18 protein-coding genes and 1 tRNA gene are annotated in these 22,905 nt (G+C 47.9%); 8 read left to right on the top strand and 11 right to left on the bottom strand.

Annotation, left to right across the window (positions count from 1 at the left end):
- Positions 1-108: 108 nt before the first annotated feature.
- Together MHI21_RS02670 and MHI21_RS02665 are read right to left on the bottom strand one after the other, a co-directional pair.
- A tRNA-Thr gene (locus MHI21_RS02670) sits at positions 109-180 on the bottom strand.
- Between the two features lie 73 nt (positions 181-253).
- The gene (locus MHI21_RS02665; protein WP_013308518.1) at positions 254-601 is read right to left on the bottom strand and encodes an MTH1187 family thiamine-binding protein; all 348 of its coding nucleotides are present in this window, start codon (positions 599-601) and stop codon (positions 254-256) included.
- A gap of 525 nt (positions 602-1,126) precedes the next feature.
- Between MHI21_RS02665 and MHI21_RS02660 the strand changes: the two genes are divergently transcribed.
- The 3 genes from MHI21_RS02660 to MHI21_RS02650 all read left to right on the top strand — a co-directional run bounded on the left by MHI21_RS02660 (position 1,127) and on the right by MHI21_RS02650 (position 6,429).
- The gene (locus MHI21_RS02660; protein WP_342419378.1) at positions 1,127-3,460 is read left to right on the top strand and encodes a ribonucleoside-diphosphate reductase subunit alpha; all 2,334 of its coding nucleotides are present in this window, start codon (positions 1,127-1,129) and stop codon (positions 3,458-3,460) included.
- 20 nt (positions 3,461-3,480) lie between these two features.
- On the top strand, positions 3,481-4,512 hold the full coding sequence (locus MHI21_RS02655; protein ID WP_029517885.1) for a ribonucleotide-diphosphate reductase subunit beta: 1,032 nt from the start codon (positions 3,481-3,483) through the stop codon (positions 4,510-4,512).
- A gap of 165 nt (positions 4,513-4,677) precedes the next feature.
- Positions 4,678-6,429, top strand: coding sequence for a methyl-accepting chemotaxis protein (locus MHI21_RS02650; protein WP_342419377.1), 1,752 nt, complete (start codon positions 4,678-4,680; stop codon positions 6,427-6,429).
- A 180-nt stretch (positions 6,430-6,609) separates the two neighbouring features.
- Here the strand turns inward: MHI21_RS02650 and MHI21_RS02645 are convergent, their stop codons facing one another.
- Both MHI21_RS02645 and MHI21_RS02640 read right to left on the bottom strand, forming a co-directional pair.
- Positions 6,610-7,416 carry a patatin-like phospholipase family protein gene (locus MHI21_RS02645; protein WP_025723693.1) on the bottom strand — a complete coding sequence of 269 codons (807 nt, stop codon included), beginning with the start codon at positions 7,414-7,416 and terminating at the stop codon, positions 6,610-6,612.
- A 115-nt stretch (positions 7,417-7,531) separates the two neighbouring features.
- Positions 7,532-8,212, bottom strand: a complete 681-nt coding sequence (locus tag MHI21_RS02640) for an Lrp/AsnC family transcriptional regulator (RefSeq protein ID WP_209949297.1) — start codon at positions 8,210-8,212, stop codon at positions 7,532-7,534.
- A gap of 245 nt (positions 8,213-8,457) precedes the next feature.
- On the opposite strand from MHI21_RS02640, the gene MHI21_RS02635 reads away from it, so the two are divergent.
- Complete coding sequence (locus MHI21_RS02635; protein ID WP_025723691.1) at positions 8,458-9,408, top strand: beta-ketoacyl-ACP synthase III; 951 nt, start codon at positions 8,458-8,460, stop codon at positions 9,406-9,408.
- A gap of 171 nt (positions 9,409-9,579) precedes the next feature.
- Here MHI21_RS02635 and MHI21_RS02630 read toward each other — a convergent pair whose 3' ends face one another.
- Positions 9,580-10,416 carry an HAD hydrolase-like protein gene (locus MHI21_RS02630; RefSeq protein ID WP_023986748.1) on the bottom strand — a complete coding sequence of 279 codons (837 nt, stop codon included), beginning with the start codon at positions 10,414-10,416 and terminating at the stop codon, positions 9,580-9,582.
- A 170-nt stretch (positions 10,417-10,586) separates the two neighbouring features.
- Here MHI21_RS02630 and MHI21_RS02625 point away from each other — a divergent pair, with 170 nt between their 5' ends.
- On the top strand, positions 10,587-11,081 hold the full coding sequence (locus MHI21_RS02625) for a hypothetical protein (RefSeq protein ID WP_209949295.1): 495 nt from the start codon (positions 10,587-10,589) through the stop codon (positions 11,079-11,081).
- Here MHI21_RS02625 and MHI21_RS02620 read toward each other — a convergent pair.
- The 3 genes from MHI21_RS02620 to MHI21_RS02610 all read right to left on the bottom strand — a co-directional run bounded on the left by MHI21_RS02620 (position 11,065) and on the right by MHI21_RS02610 (position 14,007).
- The gene (locus tag MHI21_RS02620) at positions 11,065-12,783 is read right to left on the bottom strand and encodes an NAD(P)H-hydrate dehydratase (protein ID WP_342419376.1); all 1,719 of its coding nucleotides are present in this window, start codon (positions 12,781-12,783) and stop codon (positions 11,065-11,067) included. The genes MHI21_RS02625 and MHI21_RS02620 overlap by 17 nt on opposite strands.
- Before the next feature lie 33 nt (positions 12,784-12,816).
- Positions 12,817-13,449, bottom strand: coding sequence for an NAD(P)-dependent oxidoreductase (locus tag MHI21_RS02615; protein ID WP_209949291.1), 633 nt, complete (start codon positions 13,447-13,449; stop codon positions 12,817-12,819).
- A gap of 84 nt (positions 13,450-13,533) precedes the next feature.
- A complete protein-coding gene (locus tag MHI21_RS02610; protein ID WP_209949289.1) occupies positions 13,534-14,007 on the bottom strand; it encodes a GNAT family N-acetyltransferase in 474 nt (157 codons plus the stop codon).
- A 144-nt stretch (positions 14,008-14,151) separates the two neighbouring features.
- Here MHI21_RS02610 and MHI21_RS02605 point away from each other — a divergent pair, with 144 nt between their 5' ends.
- Positions 14,152-15,117, top strand: a complete 966-nt coding sequence (locus MHI21_RS02605) for a hypothetical protein (protein ID WP_342419375.1) — start codon at positions 14,152-14,154, stop codon at positions 15,115-15,117.
- Positions 15,118-15,390: 273 nt separating this feature from the next.
- Positions 15,391-16,347 (top strand): ArsR family transcriptional regulator, encoded by a 957-nt coding sequence (locus tag MHI21_RS02600; RefSeq protein WP_039270301.1) that lies wholly within the window; start codon positions 15,391-15,393, stop codon positions 16,345-16,347.
- 118 nt (positions 16,348-16,465) lie between these two features.
- Here MHI21_RS02600 and MHI21_RS02595 read toward each other — a convergent pair whose 3' ends face one another.
- The 3 genes from MHI21_RS02595 to MHI21_RS02585 form a co-directional block, all read right to left on the bottom strand.
- Positions 16,466-17,518, bottom strand: a complete 1,053-nt coding sequence (locus MHI21_RS02595) for a lactonase family protein (protein WP_209949286.1) — start codon at positions 17,516-17,518, stop codon at positions 16,466-16,468.
- Positions 17,519-17,737: 219 nt separating this feature from the next.
- Positions 17,738-18,940 (bottom strand): MFS transporter, encoded by a 1,203-nt coding sequence (locus tag MHI21_RS02590; RefSeq protein ID WP_209949284.1) that lies wholly within the window; start codon positions 18,938-18,940, stop codon positions 17,738-17,740.
- Positions 18,941-19,188: 248 nt separating this feature from the next.
- Positions 19,189-19,950 carry an AAA family ATPase gene (locus MHI21_RS02585; RefSeq protein WP_209949282.1) on the bottom strand — a complete coding sequence of 254 codons (762 nt, stop codon included), beginning with the start codon at positions 19,948-19,950 and terminating at the stop codon, positions 19,189-19,191.
- Positions 19,951-20,161: 211 nt separating this feature from the next.
- On the opposite strand from MHI21_RS02585, the gene mprF reads away from it, so the two are divergent.
- Positions 20,162-22,804: a bifunctional lysylphosphatidylglycerol flippase/synthetase MprF gene (gene mprF / locus MHI21_RS02580; RefSeq protein ID WP_209949280.1), complete on the top strand. Its 2,643-nt coding sequence runs from the start codon at positions 20,162-20,164 to the stop codon at positions 22,802-22,804.
- The last annotated feature ends 101 nt before the right edge of the window (positions 22,805-22,905 follow it).

Raw genomic sequence — 22,905 nt, 5'->3', positions numbered from 1 at the left:
ACTTTACTATACTAAAGGTTAGAAGATTGTTAGAAGATTGCCCAGAATCACAAAAAAGCACGCCCTCCAAAAAGCTTGGAAGTCACGCTGTGCTTGAGTTGATAGCTATGCTGGTGAAGGGAATTGAACCCCCGGCCTACGCATTACGAGTGCGTTGCTCTACCCCTGAGCTACACCAGCAGGTCAGTGTAACTGACAACAAAAACTATTATACTCTTAGTTACATAAAAATCAATCACTTACATCAACTTTATCAACTAGGATTTGGATTTAGTTCGGTAACATTTCCTGTCGCGGTGCCAGATAGTTTCTCTGCGACGGAACGGAGCTTTTGGTGACTGGAGGAAGGCTTGTCACGGCGATCATCAATTTTGACCGAAGTGGAAACACGCTTAGCTCCAGACAGGAATGGCGCTTCGTGCAGCGCAGCAATGGCGGTGAACACATCGTCCAACGAACCTTCAATAATCGTACTCATAGAGGTAAGCTCATAGGTAATTCCTTTTTGCGTCTTCAACACTTTTTGCATCTGGGCAACGTAGTCGCTCAGGCTTGTACTCCCCGTTCCAATCGGGATCACTGTCACTTCTGCAATAGCCATCGCCAAGTTCCTCCTTTAATTTAAAATCGTCGCTTCTTTAAAAATCTAAAATCTCAGTCCGATAGAGCGAGTAACCCTATTTCATAAAAAAAGTTCATATGTATGCTGCTTGTTTCTGTAGGAAACACTCTATCATTCATTGTACCGTTCAAACTGCCTCAATTCAAATACAGCCCGCGACTTCTCTGCATATTTTGATTTTCCATTCCTTTTCCTTTACGTATGGCTTCGAATGTTGCTATAATACTCCTTGCACTTATTTGAAATTTTAAGTTTATACACACAATATGTTGGGTTAAATATTCATAACACGTCTAAATATAGTGATGTAGCCGATAAATCGTACGGGAACCATCTTTTCCCCCTTCATTGGCAGGTGCATCGCTATTTCTATGTTATTGGATTACATACAGCCCCCAAATGCTGTCTGACCATCGCTTTTTTCGCCATTATCTTCTCATCATGATCATTTTCATGCCTATTCCCAAGTATGATTCCAAATCAGGAAAGCGAGGAATTAATCCTATGCCACAACTCGTAACCAAACCAAACAATCGCCAGTTGGCTTTTGATGAAATACGCATTTCCGTATATGCCGACCGTGTACTCAGCGGGCTAGACAAGCTGGATAAAGATCGTCTCATTCGCGGTGTAACTAGCAAGCTGCGCCGGGACGAAGTCACGGGGGATGACATCAGCAACGCGTTTGCGATGGCTGCCCTTGAACTGGTTAGTAAGGAAGAACCGGACTGGAAATTTGCCGCTGCACGTGCTTTGCTCACTTCCTTGTATAAAAAAGCGGCCACTCACCGCCGTTATAAATCCTATGCGGACGAGCCTTACGGTGCTTTTTATCCACTGATCACGGATTTGGTCCAAAAAGGAATTTACCGTCAAGAACTGCTCGACTACTATACCAAGGAGCAGATTGATGAGTTGGGCGATTCCATATTTCCGAAAAATGATCTGCTGTTCGATTATATCGGGTTGTTAACGCTGTCTGAGCGCTATTTGGCCAATGATTTTGACGGACGCGTAATGGAACTGCCGCAGGAACGCTACATGATCATCGCGATGTACCTGATGCACCAAGAGCCTGCTGACAAGCGTATGGATCTGGTCAAGGAAGCATACTGGGCGATGAGCAACATGTACATGACAGCAGCTACACCAACCATGTCCAATGCCGGAAAAAAGGTGGCCGGACAGCTCTCCAGCTGCTTTATCGACACCGTAGACGACTCGCTGGAAGGCATTTTCGACTCCAATACGGATGTAGCCCGTCTTAGCAAAATGGGCGGCGGCATCGGCGTGTACCTCGGTAAAGTACGGGCGCGTGGCTCCGATATCCGTGGACATAAAAATACAAGTTCCGGTGTCATTCCGTGGATTCGCCAGTTGAACAATACAGCTGTTAGCGTAGACCAATTGGGTACTCGCAAAGGTGCAATTGCCGTATATCTGGACGTATTCCACAAGGACATCCTCGCGTTTCTTGACCTGAAGCTGAACAACGGTGACGAGCGGATGCGTGCACATGACGTGTTCCATGGCGTATGTCTGCCTGATCTGTTCATGGAGCGGGTCGAAGCACGGGGCGAATGGAATCTGTTCTGTCCGCATGAAGTGAAGAAGGTGATGGGCTGGAAAGATGACAACGGTCGTCCACTGGGACTGGAAGATTTCTATGATGAAACCTTCGGTTCAGGTACCTTCCGCGAGAAATACGAAGAGGCGTCGCAGCATCCCATTCTCTCTCGTATTACAGTGCCTGCCATCGACATTATGAAGCGCCTGATGAAGTCACAACTGGAAACAGGTACACCTTACATGTTCTACCGTGATACGGTAAACCGGGCGAACCCGAACCGTGCCCATGGTATGGTGTATTCCTCCAACCTGTGTACGGAAATTATGCAAAACCAATCTGCAACTGTAGTAGAAAAAGAAGAATTGGTCACCAAGGACGGACAAACACGCATCGTTATTTCCAAAATTCCTGGCGACTTTGTGGTGTGCAACCTGAACTCCATCCATCTGGCTCGTGCGGTTCCGGCAGGTGTGCTGGATCGCCTCGTACCGATTCAGGTACGTATGCTGGATAATGTTATTGATATCAACAACATTGAAGTACTGCAAGCACAATATACGAACAGCCAATATCGCGCTGTCGGTCTGGGTACATTTGGACTGCATCATCTACTCGCACTGGAAGGTATCCGTTGGGAATCCGATGAAGCGGTAACCTATAATGATCATTTGTATGAAAAAATTAACTACCTGGCAGTCAAATCCAGCATGGAGCTAGCGAAAGAAAAAGGCCGTTATGCCAAATTCGAGGGTTCTGACTGGTCTACTGGGCACTATTTCACTTCCCGTGGCTATACGGATGGTACACGTGAAGGCAAATTTGTCACTACGTCCGAGTGGAGCGAGCTTGCAGAAGAAGTCAAACAAAATGGTGTCCGCAACGCATGGCTGTTCGCCATCGCGCCTAACGGGTCCACGTCTATTATTGCAGGCTCTACCGCCAGCATTGATCCATTGTACGAGCTGCTTTCCTATGAAGAGAAAACAACTTACAAGATTGCTAACCCTGCACCGGATTTGAACGAAAAAACCATCTGGTACTACAAGACGGCTTTCTTGCTGGATCAACACGCTTCGATCAACATGGCTTCTGCACGTCAGCGTCATATTGACCAGGGCCAAAGCTTTAACCTGTATGTACGGCCTGATATTAAAGCAACTGAATTTTTAGAGCTGCACATCCATGCCTGGAAATCAGGTATGAAATCGACCTATTATGTACGCAGCCGCGCACTGACGATTGAAGAATGTGATAGCTGCGCATCCTAAACTAAAGGAGAGAAGCTCTCATGCAGTTACAGAAAATTTTTAACACGGAAGCGCCAAATCGCTCTACCCGTATTATTGAAGGCGAAAGCTCCGGTATTTTGAATTGGAACGATATTCGGATGCCGCATATGTACAAATTGTATAAAGTGCTACTGCTGAACCACTGGATTCCAGATGAAATTCCGATGTCCAAGGACGCGTCCCAGTTCCCTGTGCTGGATGCCGAAGAACAGCGCACCTTCAAAATTAACATCGGCCTGCTGGCTGTGTTGGATTCGATGCAAACGATGTTTGTCGGGGATGTAAAACGCTATTTTACCGACTCGTCACTGGAAGCTATTTCAGCGATTATCGGGCAGCAGGAAGTGGTGCATAACCAGTCCTACTCCTACGTTCTGTCTTCTTTGGTGTCAGATCAGGAACAGAAGGAAATTTTTGAATACTGGAAAAACGATCCTGTCCTGCTGGAGCGTAACACATTCATCTCGGATATTTATCAGGAGTTCCGCGATGAGCAGAACCCACAAACCTTTTTCCAAGCGATGGTAGCCGATTTGATTTTGGAAGGCATTTTCTTTTACAGCACATTTGCTTTCTTCTACAATTTGGCCCGTGATCAGAAAATGATGGCAACCAGCCAAATGATCTCGTATATTCAGCGTGATGAAAATCAGCATTGCTACTTCTTCGCCGAAGTGTTCAAGCAGCTATTGTCCGATTTCCCTGAGTTGAATACCAAGGAAAATACGGACTATGTCTATCGTATGATTGACCGAGCTGTGGAGTTGGAAACGAATTGGGCGCATTATACGCTCAAAGAGGTTCGCGGCATCGACTTGAACGAGCTGAGCGATTACATCAAATACATGGCAAATATGCGCCTGAGACTGCTTGGTATGGACAAAGCGTACGAAGGCGTAGATGTAAACTGTATGCCTTGGATCAAGCCATTCTCAGATGAAGCGCTGAATGCGACAAAAACGGACTTTTTTGAAGCAAAATCACGCAATTATGGCAAGGTCGGAGATGACAACGGATTTGACGATTTGTAACTCATAAGATACAGCCTTAGCTCGGTACTTACCGGGCTAAGGCTTTTTTCATGAGAATTTACGCAAATACGCAAAAAAATCATGAAACATCTAAATAACTATTCATATTTTCCTATTTGTACACGATATATATGAAGGTGAAAAAAATATAGTAAGGAGCATATTATGAAAAGCAGCGTTAAAAAAAGAATGGGATTACAATCCAAACTCTACTTCATCTTGCTCATTCCTTTAATAGTGATTGGCGTCATTGTTCTGTGGACGACCAATCAATCTATCCAAAATGCTTCTCTATCAACCATGCAGCTAAACAATGAAACGCTGGCAAAGAACACGGCCCAGTCATTGGACAAATCTGCAGTCAAGAGCTTAAACACTGATTCATCTGAGCAAAGCAGCGAGTATAAGCAGCTTCGGAACGAGTTAAATACGCTCAGACTGCAAACTGGAATTCTGTACATCTATATGTACAACCGGGTTGGAGATGAATGGAAAATTACAGTGGATGGAGCCGCATGGGACGACAAAGACTACAGTCCATTCGGAACTCCTGTAAGTTTTACCCTTAAAGAAACGGAAGAGAAATTAAAACAAGGGGAAACGGTAACTACTGATATTACAACGGATCCTGAGTGGGGGACGATGTTTTCCTCCTTCACTCCCATTAAGGATACAGATGGAACCATCATTGGTTATTTGGGAATCGACAGATCCCTGTCCTCTGTGACTGAAGTATACGAACATACCTTGCCCGAGGCCTACCGATTAGTTATCCCTGTTATCTCCATCATTCTGATCATCTCAATTGCCGCTATGATGATGGTAACCCGGCGGATACTGCGTCAGGTGAGATTTATTAAAAATACACTGGAGCAAGTAGCCGACGGCAACCTTACGGTTACATCGTCGCAAGTAACATATGATCAGTTAGGCGAAATCAGCAAATTGACAAACAAAATGGTGGAAGCCATGTCCAATATGATTGTGGATATTCAAAGCAGTTCTAGCACACTCCAGCATGCATCAGAGAATATCGTCGTGACAACGGAGGGGACACTCCACCAAACTGAGGAACTGTCCCGCACACTCCAGCAAATTGCCGATGTCTCTATTAACCAAGCGGATCAAGCAGTGGAATCGGTTCAACAATCTGACCGATTAGGACAAACGCTGGATGAAGTCGGAAGCCATGTGCAACAATTTACGGATACGGCCCATCATCTCAATGAGGTTCGTAATCAGGTAGCCAGTGAGCATGAACTGTTATTAGAGAAAGGACGAGAAAGCGCCTTGCGTATCAAGCAGATGCAGTGCATGTCACACGCGTTAACCGAAAAATCCCGCGAGGCGGCTAACATCGGTCAGCAGGTACAGGGCATCGTAAAGCAGACGCAGATTTTGTCCTTTAATGCATCTATTGAAGCCTCACGTGCAGGCGAAGCTGGCAAGGGTTTTTCTGTGGTCGCTCATGAAATGGGACAACTTGCCCAACAATCCGCCATATCGATTCGTGAAATCGACGAAATCTTAAAAAGCTTTGTTGAGCAAATTGAGCAAATGGGTGATCAATTTGATGAAAACATAAAGACCGTCAATCAACAAGAAACCCAAATTTCTGTATGTCTACAGTCTGTTGACAAAGTCACCCAGGTTTCACAGGAAGTTCAGGAGTTAGCTGCACATCTGGCTCAATTGACGGCAGAGATGCAAGAGGTACGTCACAGCGTAGATCAACATTTAAATCACACAGCCAGCGCGGCACAGCAGACTGCCGGAATGACCGAAGATGTATCAGCAAGCGCTCAGAAGCAGGCCCTAGCGGTAAAAGAACTATCCGAAGTAGCCCGCAATCTGACCACACTATCAAACAATCTGCAGCGACATGCTGACCAGTTCCGGGTGAAAAACGCTGAATAGTAAAAAAGGGATTACCCATGCATGATGAATTGTGACTCGTAAGATGAACCTTTGAAAAAGCGTTTCTTTTACGGGTCATTTGCATTTTCAACAGATGAATACAAGATGTGTCTGGAGCGGATCAGTGGCAGATGATCTATGCGTGCGTGTCGACTAAGAGGCACTTCTTTTCTTTACATACTAAACATGCATCTGTGCTGATTGCCCATGATTGGCTATTTGCGGCTTCAGTTCATCCATGATGCATTCAGCCGCTTCCTCGCCAGCCTCGACGCATTCAGGCCATTTTGTAAAATCAAACGCCGCAATATGTCCGACTTCAGGGCGAATAACAACGTCTGCTAGCCGGAGACTATTATGCTTTCGTTCGGCGGTCATCAAGCTGTAAGAGCGGTATACAACTTCCACCATATTTCGCGGCGGCTTCTTTTCATGTCCCCGTGCCACATCAACAGCAATTACTAAACAATCTGCTTCCCGACTCATCTCTTCTACAGGCAAATTGTTTAATACCCCTCCGTCGACCAGCATCTTGCCTTCATGCATCACAGGAGCGAATAAGCCAGGAAACGCCATCGTAGCCCGTAGTGCTGTCACCAAATCACCTTGTTCAAAAATGAATTGCTTGCCTTCCAGTAAATCGACAGAAACAGCTTCAAAACGGATAAGAAGATCCTCAATCTTCTGCGTATGCTGTCCATACTGCTGCAGTAGCTCATTCACCACCGTATTCATGCTGTTACCGCCAATTAAACCACGATGGCGTATGCCGATATCCAACAGGCGGTATTTAGGTGTCTTTTTAATACAATCCAATAGAGCATCCGTAGGAACACCCGCCGCATAAAGTCCGCCAACAATGCCGCCCATACTCGTACCGACGATACAATCGACCTGAATCCCGTGTCTTTCGAACGCTCTCAGTACCCCCAAATGAGCAAGTCCTCTGACTGCTCCCCCACCCAAAACCAATCCTACCTTCGGCATATACGCAACCCCTTTACATGTATTTACTGCATGCGTCCAAACACACAAAAGACCCAAAAACTAAACGTAAGGAGGCCAGCTTCCTCTCCTCACAAATGACTCATTCCTGTCATATTCAAAAATGAAAAGCCTCGCTTAGAAAATCGGAAAGCAACCCTTTTTCCTCGTCAGAAAGATCCGAAATGGATTGCAGAAAACGGGAAACCAGCTCCGTAATTTCAAGGCCTAGTTCATCGTTCATCGTTTGTAAGGCCATACCCAACACAGTGCCAACAAACATGGTCATGCCCATTTCCTTGCTTGGCGCTGTAAGGACAATCCGCTGAATCCAGGGACCTCTTTTACCTCCCAGCTTCTTCAAGTACATCAAAAGCAGCCCTATAATATAGGCGCAAAAATTGATTCTGACACTGGCTTCAGGAATTTCAGCCCAAATTTTTCGGACCGCCTCATTGGGACCTGTATTGTTCAAATCCTTGAGCAGTCCCGAGATATTCTCGACGGTATTTTTCCAATCCACCAGATCCACTAATTCATTCCGGGACTGGTTGAACAAATCCGAAGCTTTATCTGTAGGTACAAATACAACCTGTGAACGTCCGGTTACCTTGGTATTCACCTCATAGCTGCGCGTAATAAACCCGAGCTTTTCAATTTCTTTCAGCATGTCATAGGCCGTCCACTTACTAACCCCTAATGATTTAGCCAAGGCCTCATAATGAATAGGTAGTTTTGTTTTTTGGTACAGTTCCACTAATGTATGCAAAAATTGCAGTCGGCGTTTAGTAAGTGACACGATAGCGTTGTAACCTCCCTGTGTAATTCTCTATGAATTCGTTTTTGGGTTTTTTGTGTCTAAATATTAGCACTGAATACCCATATAAGCAAGCCTCATAATGATTATTGATTCTCACACAGCGGGCTGCTCTTTTACATATTTCCTTTTTAATTGGCTTGTGTTATATTTTTATCCATATCGTTTTTTGGTTTTTTTGGTCTTTACGGTCTTTTGTGTGATTATTTTATTGGAGGGAAACGTTCATGCAATCAGCTCTCAAGCCCAACGGCATTACTATTACGGGTGCAGGATTCTATGTACCGGCATCACTATTCACCAATTTGGAATTAGCCGCATCTCTGGATACATCCGATGAATGGATCACTCAGCGAACAGGTATCCGTCAGCGATATATCGCAGAAGCATCCGCAGAAACCTCTGATCTTGCCGTCCTGGCTGCAACTCATGCTTTACACCGTGCTCAATTATCATCGGAAGATGTGGATCTTATTGTAGTGGCAACGTCCACCCCTGACTATGCTTTCCCTTCCACGGCCATGTTGGTCAAGCAAAAGCTAGGAAGCCGCGCACCTGCATTCGACTTATCGGCAGCCTGCTCCGGTTTTGTATATGCCCTCTCGATCAGCAGTGACATGATGAAGGCGGGTGCATACCACAACGTCCTGGTGATTGGAGCAGACAAGTTCTCCAAAATCGTAGATTGGCAGGACCGTAATACCGCCGTTTTATTTGGAGATGGAGCAGGTGCTGTTGTCCTTCAATCTCATCCCGGTGCTTTCTCGTCTTTTTCCTTGCTTGGCTCGGAAGAACGTGGAGCAGACATGCTGATCTCCCCCGTCACAGGGCCTATTACAATGCATGGACGAGAGGTTTTCAAGTTTGGGGTGCGCATTCTGGAATCTATGCTGACTAAAGTTATGGAGGAATTAAGATTAAGCATAGATGATATTGCTTTGATCATTCCGCATCAGGCCAATATCCGAATCATTGAACATGCGGCAGTTAAGTTGAAAATTCCACTGGATAAGTTCTTTATAAATATCGAAAAATACGGAAATACGTCAGCTGCTTCTATTCCCATTGCGCTCGCGGAAGCTATGGAACAGCAGCGAATTCAAGCTGGTGATATTGTCGTCCTGGCTGGCTTCGGCGCAGGATTAGCCTGGGGTGTTCAAGTTATTCAGATCGCATAAATTCTTCAGTTCAACAGACAAAAAGGAGTAAACTAAAATGGAGCATTCGCAAACGTAGCGAGTGCTCCATTTTTATGTTTTGAAAGCCAAGCAGAGTTCACCTTTATCCGAGTAGGTGCATACATATAACCTAGAAGTGTGTATTCAAGCACTCCAGACTCATACCTGTTCTTATGATGGAGGTAGCGCGGCTGTTTTCACCTGTTTCGTATAAGAAGGATAGCCTCCCGTATGCTGGAGCATTTCGATTTCACGCAAAATACGCGGCAAGTCAGCGACCGAGTTCATCACGATGTGGGCTCCTGCCCTTTTCAAACCATATACACTCTGTCTGCGCCGTTCCTCAGCCACTCTGTCATCCGCTTCATGGCTGGTCGTTTGAGCTGCGGTCGTCACGCTTTCGTTATGGTTCAACACACCAATCGTCCATACACCGGCGTTCCGTCCCTCTTGCATATCGGCTACTGTATCTCCTACTTTCACAATATCGCTAAGTGGGAATACCTGCAAGCGATGTGCAATTTCATAGATCATCCACGGATAAGGCCTCCCCTGCGAAACTTCACAAGGGGCTACCATACAATCCAACGTATAGGGTGACTGTGCAGGCGTAAACTTGTGACTGAGCATTTCCATCGGACAGGATGCAGTGGCGCCTGACTGAATGCGACGATCCTGCAACTCCTGCAGCGCCCTGTCTATACCGATAGCAGGCTCAGCCCCTTGGATCAAGGAGCGGAGAACAGGGACAAGCTCAAGATAAATATGCTCAATATCCGCTCTGCCAGGATGCGCACCAAAGCACTCCAGCCATTTTTTCCGAACCTCTGAAAGTCCCAGCACATTCGCAATATGATCCCGGATCGGCATTCCTCGCCCATGAGATACCTGTTCTTCAGTTACCTGTATACCTTTCCATCTGAAAATGTCACGCATTCCCTGGGTTAAGCCTCGTCCTCCGGGGTCTAACAATGTACTTTCGAGATTAAAAATAACCGCCTGTATCATGCAATCCCCGCCTTTCCGTACCGCGGCTATCCGCAATCTTTATTTTGCTTAGGAACATGATACACAGCTAACGTAAACTGAAATGTCGTAAACGGTAAGCGGATTGTAATTGAAAATAAATTCCTTGATTGGTTGTGAATACCGAGTGTGATAAGAGGAGGAGTCGCAACATGAGACAGCCTTGGAATGAATTTAATTCCAAAATGCCTTGGCGGATGGAGCTTGGTTGTTATGCGCTGAATAAACTGGCCTGTGGAGGATTAGTTTTTGGTCTCTTATGGATCTACTGCTATCTGACAGAGGAAATAACAGGGATTCCTCTGACTATAGCAGGCAATAGTGGTGAACTGACCGCGCAGCTGTGGGCCTATGGTTTTGCCCTTCCTGCCGCTCTTGCCGCTGATGCGCTACGCGATCTTTTACCCTGGCTTCGCAAGCCCGAGCAGCTCACCCTATACCTCGCTGCAGGATTCAGCGTCTTTCTCCTGCTAGGTTCTTTGATGTCGCCTGCCGGAACGGGCATTGCATGGAGCAACGGCATAGCAGGTGCAGGGATTACACTGCTGTATTATGGAGGAAGGTACTGGCTGAACCGTGAATATGGATTACAGATCATGCTGGCCTTCCTCCTGCCACTGCTGCTATGGCCTATAGGGCTTCAATAATGTCACCAGCTATCACAGAGGCAGGATGCTGGCGATGACGTGCGGCTGTTTCTCCAGCCGCACCATGCAAATACACGCCAAAGGCTGCTGCCTGCGAAGCATTCAAGCCCTGGGCCAGCAAACCTGCGATGATGCCTGTCAGCACATCGCCCGCACCGCCTGTCGCCATCCCAGCATGGCCTGTGGTATTGACGTAGGCTGTTCCGTCAGGACAAGCGATGACAGTGCGCGCTCCTTTGAGCACCAGCGTGACCCCACGTGTTCGGGAGTACTCCCGGGCATGGGTGATGCGGTCACGCTTCACCTCTGCTGTCGGTATGCCCAGCAGACGAGCCATTTCACCGGGGTGCGGCGTTAGTACGACCGCCGCACTTCTCGGCTTCCAAGCCTCCAGCTCAGGCCCCGCCGAGGCGAGGATGTTCAAGGCGTCCGCATCAAGCACAAGCGGACCGCCGTATTCCTCCCACAGGCGGCGCAGCCAGCCAGTGTCCCCTGCAAAGCGACCGAGGCCGGGGCCGACGGCCAGCACATCACGTGCCTGCGCGAGCTGTAGCAACTCGTCTGCGGAGTCGGCATTCCATTCGCCGTCTCCGCCTGCTGCTGCGGCAGCGAGCATCAGTTCCGGCGCGGCTCCAATGACGCGCGGCAACAACGCCTCGGGCACTGCCCACGTGACAAGGCCGCTGCCGATGCGCAGGGCGGCACGTGCGGCCAGCAAGCCCGCCCCGCTCATGCGCAGGCTTCCGGCCGCGACGAGAACATGGCCGTAGGTGCCCTTGTGCCCGTCCGGCACGCGGCTGCGGCTTACATCCACGTCCAGTGCAGCGCGCAGCGTGTCACGGGTCAAGAGCCGCAGCTGCACGCCGCACTCACGGGCAAGGCCGGGTGGAATACCGATGTAGCGTACCACCACATCGCCTGTGGTCCCGGCGCCCGGATATTGGACGAGCCCACGCTTCAAGTAGGCGAGGCATACGGTGACGCGCGCACGAATGCATGGCTCGTGCAGCGCACCTGTGTCGGCGTCGAGGCCGCTAGGCACGTCTACCGACACGAGCGGCACGCCGCTGGCATTGGCCTCGCGGATCAGCGAGGCGTAGGGTTCGCGCGGCGGGCCTTGCGTGCCCGTACCTAGCAGGGCATCGACGATGCCGGAGGCACCGCGCAGGTCGAGGGTATCCCGGCCATAGAGGATCACCGGGATACCCAGAGCCGCGATGATATCGCGTTGCGCAGCCGCTTCACCGCGTAGCGTGTCTGGCGGCTCGACGTACACAACGGTGACGCGCAGCCCTGCATCGGTCAGATGACGGGCTGCCACCAGTCCGTCACCACCGTTGTTGCCTTTGCCTATGAGGATATACCAGTGTTCTCGTTCCCGTAAGTCATGTCGTCCTTGATTCCACGTCTCTGTCCGTATAACACCGCCATGTCCCGGTATATCCCCCGGACCTGTCTGTGTAATCTCTTCTATCCACTGCGACCCCAACACTTCAGCACGATCATTTTCACGTGTTAGATCAGCAGTGCCTACTGAGAAGCCGTCGCCATGGCTTTTCCCACTTCTTTCGGCACATAGCTTCAACACCTCGTCAGCTACCGCGCGCCCGGCATTTTCCATCAAGGTAAGGGCCGGAATACCCAGCTTGTCAATTGTATAGCGATCCAATTCTCGCATTTCTTCGGCGGTCACCATATACATGCTTTTCGCCTCCCGTATGGCTATCCCTGCTTATTAATATCCAACCGTAAAACGGGAATTGACAAATTCCCCTTCTACTAACTCATCAATCAGGGCTACCGCATAATCTTCGACTGAGATACGGCTATGGCCTAATTCGTCAACCACCAAATGATCCAAACCAATACGGAACTGTCCTGTACGTTTTCCCGATTCAATTATTCCGGCAGGACTACAATAGGTCCAGTCTACATCCGCAACGCGGTACAGCTCTAGTGCATCTGCATGGGCAGCCGCCAGTGGCTTCACTTCCTCTGGAAACTCGGCGGTATCCATGAGTCGTTCACCGTTTTCTGTTTTCAAGCTTCCCGCTCCGCCCACAACAAGTATGCGCTGCACGCCGGAACGCCGGGTTCCTTCCAGCAAAGAACGAGTCGCTTCGAGCAGTTCTTCCTCTTCTCCAAACTTGGGACCGTACGCGCTAATGATAGCATCGTGCCCTTTAGCAACATCCGTAACGGAATTCGGATTTAGAATATCTGCTTGAACTACCGTCAAATATTCACTTTGCTCCGTCATACGTTGCGGATCGCGCACCGCCGCCGTCACCTGATACTTACGCTTAATAGCTTCCTTTACTAACGCTTTGCCGATTGTCCCTGTTGCCCCGAAAATAATAACCTTCATATTCACTGCCTTCTTCCTGTCTATAATTTTCTTACTGTTATTTATCCGTTTTATGTTCAACTCAAACTCGTACAGGATCTCAGTTTACAGTCCTCCCGGCTGTCGCCAGTACATCCCTTCTGACCTCGGGCTAACCAACTGGAAGCCGAACTGTGCATACAATTGATCGGCTGGTTTATCCGCAATCAGCGTTGCAAAGCTGCCCGCCGGAACCTCCCGTCTTAAATACTCCATAATCTCTTCCATAAGCTTACGCCCATAACCCTTCCCCTGATGGGAAGGCTTGACTGCAATATCCGTAACCAGAAAAAAGACACCGCCATCACCGCTCACCCGGCCCATCCCGATCAATTCCTGTCCTAGCCGCAATGTCACAGCAAATAAACTATTCGGCAGGCCCTTGGCTGCCGCTTCTTCTGTAATTTGCGACAAACCAGCTTCCTTGCGCAAAGCCCGATATTCCTCGACGGATGGAATGGCGTAATCTACACGAAGAAGCTCATACAGGTGATTCGATGTCTCATGATGTTCTGTTGCATTTTCTATATTTTTATTCATGCCGAATCTCCTCTTCCTGCTTGTAATCTTGTCTATTTTACCAGAAAATACTTCATATATCCTGGTCAGAGATATACAAGCCCTTGAAATGCCTGTGTGGTCTGTGCAATAGTGTAGAAAGAACAATGGAAGGAGGGATTGCGGGTGTCCCCGACGGACTTCGCGGCGTTAGCCGCATATATCTCACCCGGTCTGATTGCCTTCCTGCTGGCGTTGTCTTTGCTGGTATGGCTGTATGTTCACAGTGCAGCCCAGCTTCGAAATTCGCGTCAGCAGCGGCTGGAAGAATTACAGGAATCGCTGCGTATCTATGGACGATTAGCTGGTTGTCTCCAAACCGCTACCCAGAACGGGTTCAATAACAGCGAAAGGCAGTACCAGAACGGACTCATCCACGCTCTTCAGGAAGCCAAAGCTACTCCCTATTTGACCCCTCACCTTCAAGAGCAGGTTCAAGCATCCCTTCGGGAATGTGATACGTTCCGCAGAGAATTGCTTCTCAAATCACTGGAGCGTGAAATGAACAAACTCATTGAGGAACGGCGTCTTGTTCTGCTGGAATCTCATGCTCCGGGCTGGGGAACAGCATTGTGGAAGCTATTACGCCCAGCAGCTGGTCCGTTGGCGCTGGCAGGAATCGTCTGGTTGGTTACAAGGCTGGTTATGGAACTGATAGCCTCCAGCCATGTCGATGTTAGTCTGCCCGATATTGCACAATCTGCCTCATGGCTCAAAGGGTATGCATGGATGAGATTCGTTTCAGGCCTGATCGCCCTACTGTATGTATATCGACTGATGACCCTTCGCAGGCAAAATGATCTGGACGTGACGGCATCCCATTTTCCAACAAGCCTGTTGTGCTTGGTAATCGCCGCTGTCGCCCTGTTTCAATGGATCGGACCGGAAGCGTCTCCCTACATACTGGCTGTTCAGCTTGTGCTGTTCTTGATTGGCTTCCGACTTACCCGAGGCCGCTCGCGCAGTGATCGTCCTTATGTTGGTCATCCCGGCTTGATCAAGGCAGATGCTTCTCAACATCAGGATTTACACGCAGCAGATAAAGATAAAACGGCTGACTCTTCTTTGGCAGAAGAACATATCCGGTCCTAAACACCAATGGCACAGGATTCTATTCCCGTATCCACCCTGCAAATCACATACCATCACAGGACATCCCAACAACAAAGAAAGAGATTATGGGGTGTCCTGTTTTTTGAACAATTTTTGGCTTTTTGAGGGGTTAGGCTTGTGCCAGTGATCAAGGAAAGGGTATATTGTTTATATAAATGTAAATCATATCGTTTTTTATGTATGAATATTGAAAAAAATCCATATATGTTAAACTACCATCAATTTATGATGTACGTTAGAATTGGAGGAACTATGCAACTGGACATTTCTGAAAAATCACTTCCCGTTTATGAAGCGCTGGCCAGTGAGGTTCGGCTAAACATGATTGTTCTGCTTGCGGAGAAGCCTATGAATATACGTGAGCTGGCAGAAGCGTTGGGGCTCAGCAGTGCGATTATGACGATGCATGTCAAGAAACTGGAGAGAGCGTCCATTATTTCGACCAAAATGCTGCCTGGACGAGGCGGGGTACAGAAAGTGTGCTCACTGGCTACAGACAAAATTGAAATCGCCATGCCACGCTACCAGCAGGATGTACGACAATTCCATCAGACGGAGATTTCTGTCGGACACTTTACAGATTTTGAAATACAGGCGACCTGCGGACTGGCTACCGTCGAAAAGATCATTGGTGAATTCGATGAACCTCGTTCGTTCTTGGACCCTGAGCGCTTCAATTCCAAAATTCTGTGGTTTAGCCAAGGATATATGGATTATAAGGTGCCGAATTTCCTACTGTCCAGCCAAAAAGCTGAGGAACTGGAAATTTCGATGGAACTATCATCCGAGGCCCCTTTTACCAATGATAATTGGCCTTCAGATATCACTTTTTTCCTAAATGATGTGAATTTGGGTACATGGACCAGCCCAGGGGATTTCGGGGATAACCGTGGTAAATACACACCTGCATGGTGGCCTGATTTTATCAATCAATATGGTCTCCTTAAAAGACTTCGCGTTACCTCCGAGGGTACCTTTATGGATGGTAAGCAGATATCCGACGTGACTTTAAGCCAAGTGCTGATTGATCAGAAGCAATGGAAATTCCGCATTGCCATATTGGATGATGCCCAGCATGTTGGAGGAGTTACTCTGTTCGGTACCGGATTTGGTAACTACAATCAGGACATCCTGTTCCGTTTGTACTACAAACATGCAGAAAATCATACCAAAACAGTAACGGTAGAAGCTGGGGATAGCAGCAAATAGCTTTTAGTCCTTCAAAACCTGAACACGGCGTTTTGCCCATGCCTTTCATGGGAAAAAAAGCGCCGTGTTTTATTTTTTCATCCACTTATATCGTACTCTTTTGCCACGTGCTATCCGATTAGTGTACAGGTTCAATACACACAGGTGAAGGAACCTCGAGCACATATCCCGTTCGGGACAGCCGTCCATCCTCACTATGGATGGCAAAGGATACGATGTTGTTTCCATCCTGATTTGCCACTACCAGATAACCGGACAAGATGTTGAAGTTACGAGGTGTGCTGCCGAAGGTTTCCACCCATTCCACCGTCTTCAGCTTGCCGCTGTCCAGGTCGACATGGTATAGCACGATGCTGTCATGGCCGCGGTTTGACACATACAAAAAGCGTCCACAGGGCGTAATCCGAATATCGGCTGCTGTATTTTCTACATCTATAATGCCTTCTGGCAGTGTGGACAGGCTTTGCATCAATGTAAGCTCACCATTACGTTCGTTATAACTAAACACAGCAACTGTATTGTTCAACTCATTGGCGACAAAAGCATATGGACGCGAAGGATGAAAAACCAGATGACGCGGTCCAGAACCAGGTGGCAAATCTGTCTCACGATGGGTCACCAGTTTTCCATCCTCTGTCAAACGGTATACCACAATCTGATCCAGTCCCAGATCACATATCAGGGCATACTGTCCTGAAGGATCTGGAATAATCGAATGCGGATGTGCCGCATCCTGGCGGTCCTGGCGAATACCTGAGCCGGTATGCTGAACTTGCCCCGACATGTCTCCTAATCCTCCAGCTTCCTTCGCAGGGAACACAACGGCATTGCCGCCTGAATAGTTGGAAGCCAGCACATATCGTCCATCGGTTGTTACGGAAACATAACAAGTATGCGCTCCCTCCGTCCCTTTTCGATCCAAAGGATGTAATCCCCCCGTCTGGGCATTCACCTGATACGCATACAGCTCGCCTCCTTCTGTTTCACTGGCAACATACAGCTTCGTCCCATCCGGGTGTAGCGCGAGAAAAGAAGGCCTCTCAATTCCTTCCACACCTCCAACCATGCGCAGATCACCATTGTTCACATGCAAAGCACATACATATATTCCTCTTTCCTGACGAGACGCATAAGTTCCTGTATAAAATAACTGCTCATTCCGCTCTTCCATCGGCTCTCATCTCCTTCTAGCTGTTTTTCACATATGATCTGGCTTTTAGCTCTACTATTGGTCTTGTTGTAAACTCATCATGCATTATTACCCAAGATTCTGTTGTTTCATTAACATTTCGCAATGTATGCAAAAAAAAGCCTCCTTCGGCGCAATCTGTGGTTCACAAGAACGTCACAGTTCACTCCAAAAGAGACTAAGTTTACGAAAAATACAATATTAAACCGCTGTGGTTTGCGTATCTCTGCTTTTCCATTTTACAGCCAGACCCAAACTAAGAATGAGAATGGCTGCCCCAAAAATGTATGGCAAATTGATATGCACCTCAAACAATGTACCCGCAAGCGCAGGTCCTAGAATATTACCAATACTCATATAAGCATTGTTCATGCCGGCTGCAACTCCCTGCTCATCCCCCGCCATTTTGGATAAAGCAGTATTAATGGCTGGCCGTAGCAACGACGTAGCGGTAAAGAAGATGAGCGATACCCCGAGTACATAATAAAAGTTGCCGGAGAGCAGCATAAGCACAAGGGAAATCGCTGAAAACAGAAAGGAACCGATAATGACACCTTTTTCGCCAAAACGATTCAACATCGGGCTAATGACCACAGCTTGAATCACGGTTCCGACCAGTGCTCCTACCGTAATAATGATAGCAATATCACGCTCATTGTAATGAAACTTGCCCGTCACGAAGAAAGGAAACATCGTTTCAAAATGCGTCAGTCCAAAGGTTAACGTGAATATCATAATCAGCAGCATAAAGTAAGGCTTGCGAAAAGAAAGGGCAAACTGTTTAATCACATTGTCCCGTTTGACCTTGACATTCCGAAACTTCAACTGTTTCTCCAGCGACAAGGTTTCGGGCAGCATAATCAAGGAAATCAGTGCAGCTACGCCCGATACAGCCGCCGAAACATATAAGGGCGTACGAATCGAGATATCTGCCAGCAAGCCGCCCACACCAGGACCGATCACAAAGCCAAGAGACATGGCGGCACCCAACAACCCCATTCCTCTACCGCGATTGTGGACCGTTGTAATGTCAGCAATATAGGCCATCATCGGAGGAATCATAAAAGCTGCCCCTGCACCTCCCAACAAACGGGAGATATACAGCATGGTCAACGATTCCCCCATCGCAAACAATACAGAAGACGCCGTCATGATTACCAAACCGATAATAATCATTTTTTTACGTCCGTATTTATCGGACCATTCTCCCGCTAGCGGCGAAAACAGGAATTGGGTTAAGCCAAACACGGCAACCAAATAACCACCCGTTTCACCACTACCTCCCAAGGAGCTCATAAACTTGGGAAGGATCGGAATAATGAGGCCAATCCCCAGCATGGCAATAAACATATTAATCATCAAAATGACCAGCGGCCCCATTTTCAACTGTTGTGAATCTGACATGTAGCGTTTTGTCCTCCTCAGGTTCTTTATTTCGTATACGAAAATCTTATTTTGCAACCATTCCAGCAAAACTCTCCATTATATTAATAGAGTGTGAGACAAATAACAATCATAAAATACTTCCGATAACCCTGAATCTTTCCTTTGGCAGAACAGCAAAAAGGAACAACCTGAATAGACAGTGTTGTCCCTCTCATAACGAACGACCAGGATGAATTTCTGGAACGGTCTGGCGGTCCCTACGAACTTTATTGTGGATCTTCGAATAGCTCCTGTATCATCTTTTCCTTGTTATTCAGAAATTGTTTCGTAATGATAAAATGGTCGGTTTCCTCCAGCGTCGGGGTGTCGATCCCTTCATGTGTCAGATGATACAAGATGGAATCTGGATAAGCCATCAAAATAGGGGAATGAGTAGAAATGATAAACTGCGAGCCCTGCTGCACCAGCTCGTGAATCCGTGCAAGCATGGCCATCTGGCGCAAAGGTGATAACGCTGCCTCCGGTTCATCCAAAATATACAACCCTTGTCCTCCAAACCGATGCACAAAGGCAGCAAAAAAGGACTCACCATGTGACTGCTCATGCAGCGATTTACCCCCATAGGAATCTCGAATCGGTCGCCCTCCTCCTTCGCGATCCAGCTCGTCGATATGCGTCGCCACATTATAGTAGCTCTCCGCTCGGAAAAAGAAGCCATCTCTCGGCTTTTCTATCCCTCTCACCAGCCGGATATGCTCATACAGTGAGGAATGCGTGGCTTGTGTAGAAAAATTAAAATTTTTAGTACCGCCCTCTGGATTAAATCCCCACGCGACCGCGATTGCCTCCATAAGCGTCGATTTACCTACGCCATTTTCTCCAATAATATAGGTGACGGAAGGATGGAATTTCAGTTCGTTCCACTGGTGCAGGGCTTTTAAGTTAAACGGATATTGGCTCTCGTCAGCATCTGGAGGCCATATCAACTCCAGGCGACGTATGAAAAGATTTCGGTCCCATATACTCATGTCCAGTTCAGCTCCATTGCCAAGCAATTCACTAGGTTTTCCATCATTATATTGGAATTATTTACAGCAATCAATCGGAAATCCCATTTCGTAACCCTTCTGTTGTTATTCAAACGATTATTGTAGGTATAATGTATAGTAATGTTCATTGGGCATGATTTCTAATTACTTTATTTCGTGTATATCTCATTCTTTTCAAGCAGGTGAATCTATGAAGTCAAATCACAAACCGACCCAATCCTTTAAAATCGTACAGTTCTTGATGACCATCTACAGGCAGCGATTGACACGTATTCTGCTACCGTTGGCTGTACTGGCTTTTATTATATGGGAGGCCGGACGAGAACTAAATGACTTTAATCTGGCGCGTATGTTTCATGAGCTGCGGCGAATGGATGCCACGTTTCTCATCGAAATTGGCTTGTTCTCACTGGCTGCCGTGGCGGCTATGAGCGCCTACGATTACGTAATCAGGCATCATTTCAAGCTTCAGGTCAAGCCTGGGACGACATTTCGCTACGCCTGGATCTCCAATACCTTCAATAATGTCTTTGGTTTTGCAGGCTTTACAGGAGCGGGACTTCGCACCGTACTGTATAAAAAAAGCGGTGTGCCGTTAGGTGTCATCACCTCTGCCGTCGTGTTTCTTTCGCCGGTCGTCATTACCGGACTATCTTTGCTGGCTTGGGGGGCCATTGTCCATCTGTATCCGGTACAGCCTGTGCTGGATGCTCATCCTTGGCTTCATTGGGCGCTGTGGGGAATGGCATTGTACCTGCCGCTATTTCTGATCATGCAGCGCTCCAAACGGTACTCCACATGGTTCAACAAGGGAGAAGGACAGCTTTCCTGGTCCACTATCTCCGCTTCCATTAGTGCTTCTCTGCTGGAATGGCTGCTGGCTGGCCTTACCTTTGCATGGATCGGCTCGCACTTGCTCCATGAACTTCCGATCCATGCTGTGTTCGGCATTTATGTGATAGCCGCGATTGCCGGGTTGATCAGTCTTGCACCCGGAGGGGTCGGGGCATTCGACATCATTGCTCTGCTCGGGCTGCAAATGGCGGGAGCCGACTCAGATCGGGCACTGGCTGTGCTGCTGGTCTTTCGCGTCTTTTATTACATCATCCCGTGGCTCATCGGCTTGGTATTAGCCGCGCTGGAAATGATTCCGCGTAACGAGCGCCTGAATCAGCTAGCTGAGACGGGTTGGGATTACTCCCTTAATGCCTGGCAGAAGGTATGGGGCTGGCCTGGTCAATTCCGGTTTTTGGCCGATCTAGGGGTATGGGCGCTCGGTAAGCTGGTACTCATCTCCGGCGTGGTGCTTCTTTTGTCGGCAGCTACGCCCGGTCTGTTATATCGACTTCGTTTTGCTGAGCATTTGCTCAGCCTGCCCGTCATGCGCTTGTCGCATGAAATCTCGGTCATCATCGGGATTATGCTTGTCGTCCTGTCCCACGGAATCTCTCTGCGTATTCGCAGAGCATTGCGGCTGACATTAGTACTGCTGCTGACAGGAGCTATTTTCACCTTCACTAAAGGTCTAGATTTTGAAGAAGCCTTATTCCTGCTGTTTGTGGCGTTAATGCTATGGATCTCGCGTTCGCGGTTTTATCGGGTCAGTGCACCACTGAATCGGCACAACATTTTAATATGGGGTGGATTATCTCTACTCGTAACCGGGGCTTACTTTATCATTGGGGCTGGCTCCAACACTCCTTTTATGCGCCATTTGCATGCCAAGGTCCATCTGGACTTTTTTATGAACCGCAGCGATTACGGAGTTACCGCCGTGTTTAGTCTGATTTTGGCATGGGTATTCCTAACGGTATATTTCTTTCTTCGACCTCAGCGTAGCATCGCCAATCTACCCGACGAGCAAGAGCTGGATAAGCTAAAAGAATTTTTGGAACGGCAGGGTGGTAATCTCGTATCTCATATGCTTTTTTTGGGTGATAAATACCTGTATTGGACCAAAAATGAACAGGTCGTCATTCCCTATGCTCGCAGTCGGGACAAACTGATTGTATTAGGTGACCCACTCGGTCCAAAAGAACGTGTGAGTGAAGCCATTCAGGAATTTCAACGGTTCGCAGATCGGTATGCGTTAACGGCAGTATTTTATCAGGCCTCGCCGGAGTATTTGTCCATCTATCACGAGAACGGCTATCGCTTTTTCAAACTGGGCGAGGAAGCACTGGTGCCGCTGGAGTCCTTCACACTGACGGGCAAAAGCAATCAGGCGCTACGCAGCGCCAAAAACCGCTTTGACCGCGAGGGCTACTCGTTCGAAATCATCCAACCGCCTCTCGAGGCGTCACTGATTGAAGAGATGCGGCATGTTTCGAATATTTGGCTAGACGGGCGCAAGGAGAAGGGATATTCACTCGGCTGGTTCAAAGAATCTTATCTTCAGTTGGCTCCGATTGCGTTGCTAAAGGACTCTGAAGGGAAGGTCATCGCTTTCGCTACGATGGCCCCTGCCTATGATCATGGACAGACGGTCTCCATTGACCTGATGCGCCACTTGCCTGACACGCCAAATGGCACGATGGATTATTTATTCACACGGGTCATTGAGTGGGCCAAGGAGAGTGGATATACGACATTTAATCTGGGAATGGCACCGCTGTCCCAGGTAGGACAAAGCGAAAAGGCATTACGCGAGGAAAAGCTGGCTCGACTTGTTTTCCAATATGGGGGACATTTTTACGGTTTTCAGGGGCTTCGGCGCTTTAAGGATAAGTTCAAGCCCCAATGGGAGCCGCGCTATCTGGCCTATCCAGCTTCTGTCTTTCTACCGATCCTGACGCTGGAGCTGGTTTATCTCGTGTCCAAACGATCGGACTAAACAAAGGGCTGACAACAGGAACTTTAATAGCCTAACACAACGTAAAAAAGGGTGTTCCCAACCACGAACGGTTGCAGGAACACCCTTTTATATTCACAAAT

Origin of the sequence: Paenibacillus sp. FSL H8-0168, from assembly GCF_038592955.1 — a bacterium.
Lineage (GTDB): Bacteria > Bacillota > Bacilli > Paenibacillales > Paenibacillaceae > Paenibacillus > Paenibacillus polymyxa_B.
Note: the sequence above shows the minus strand (reverse complement) of the source record. Positions and strands in the feature narration are given on the sequence as shown.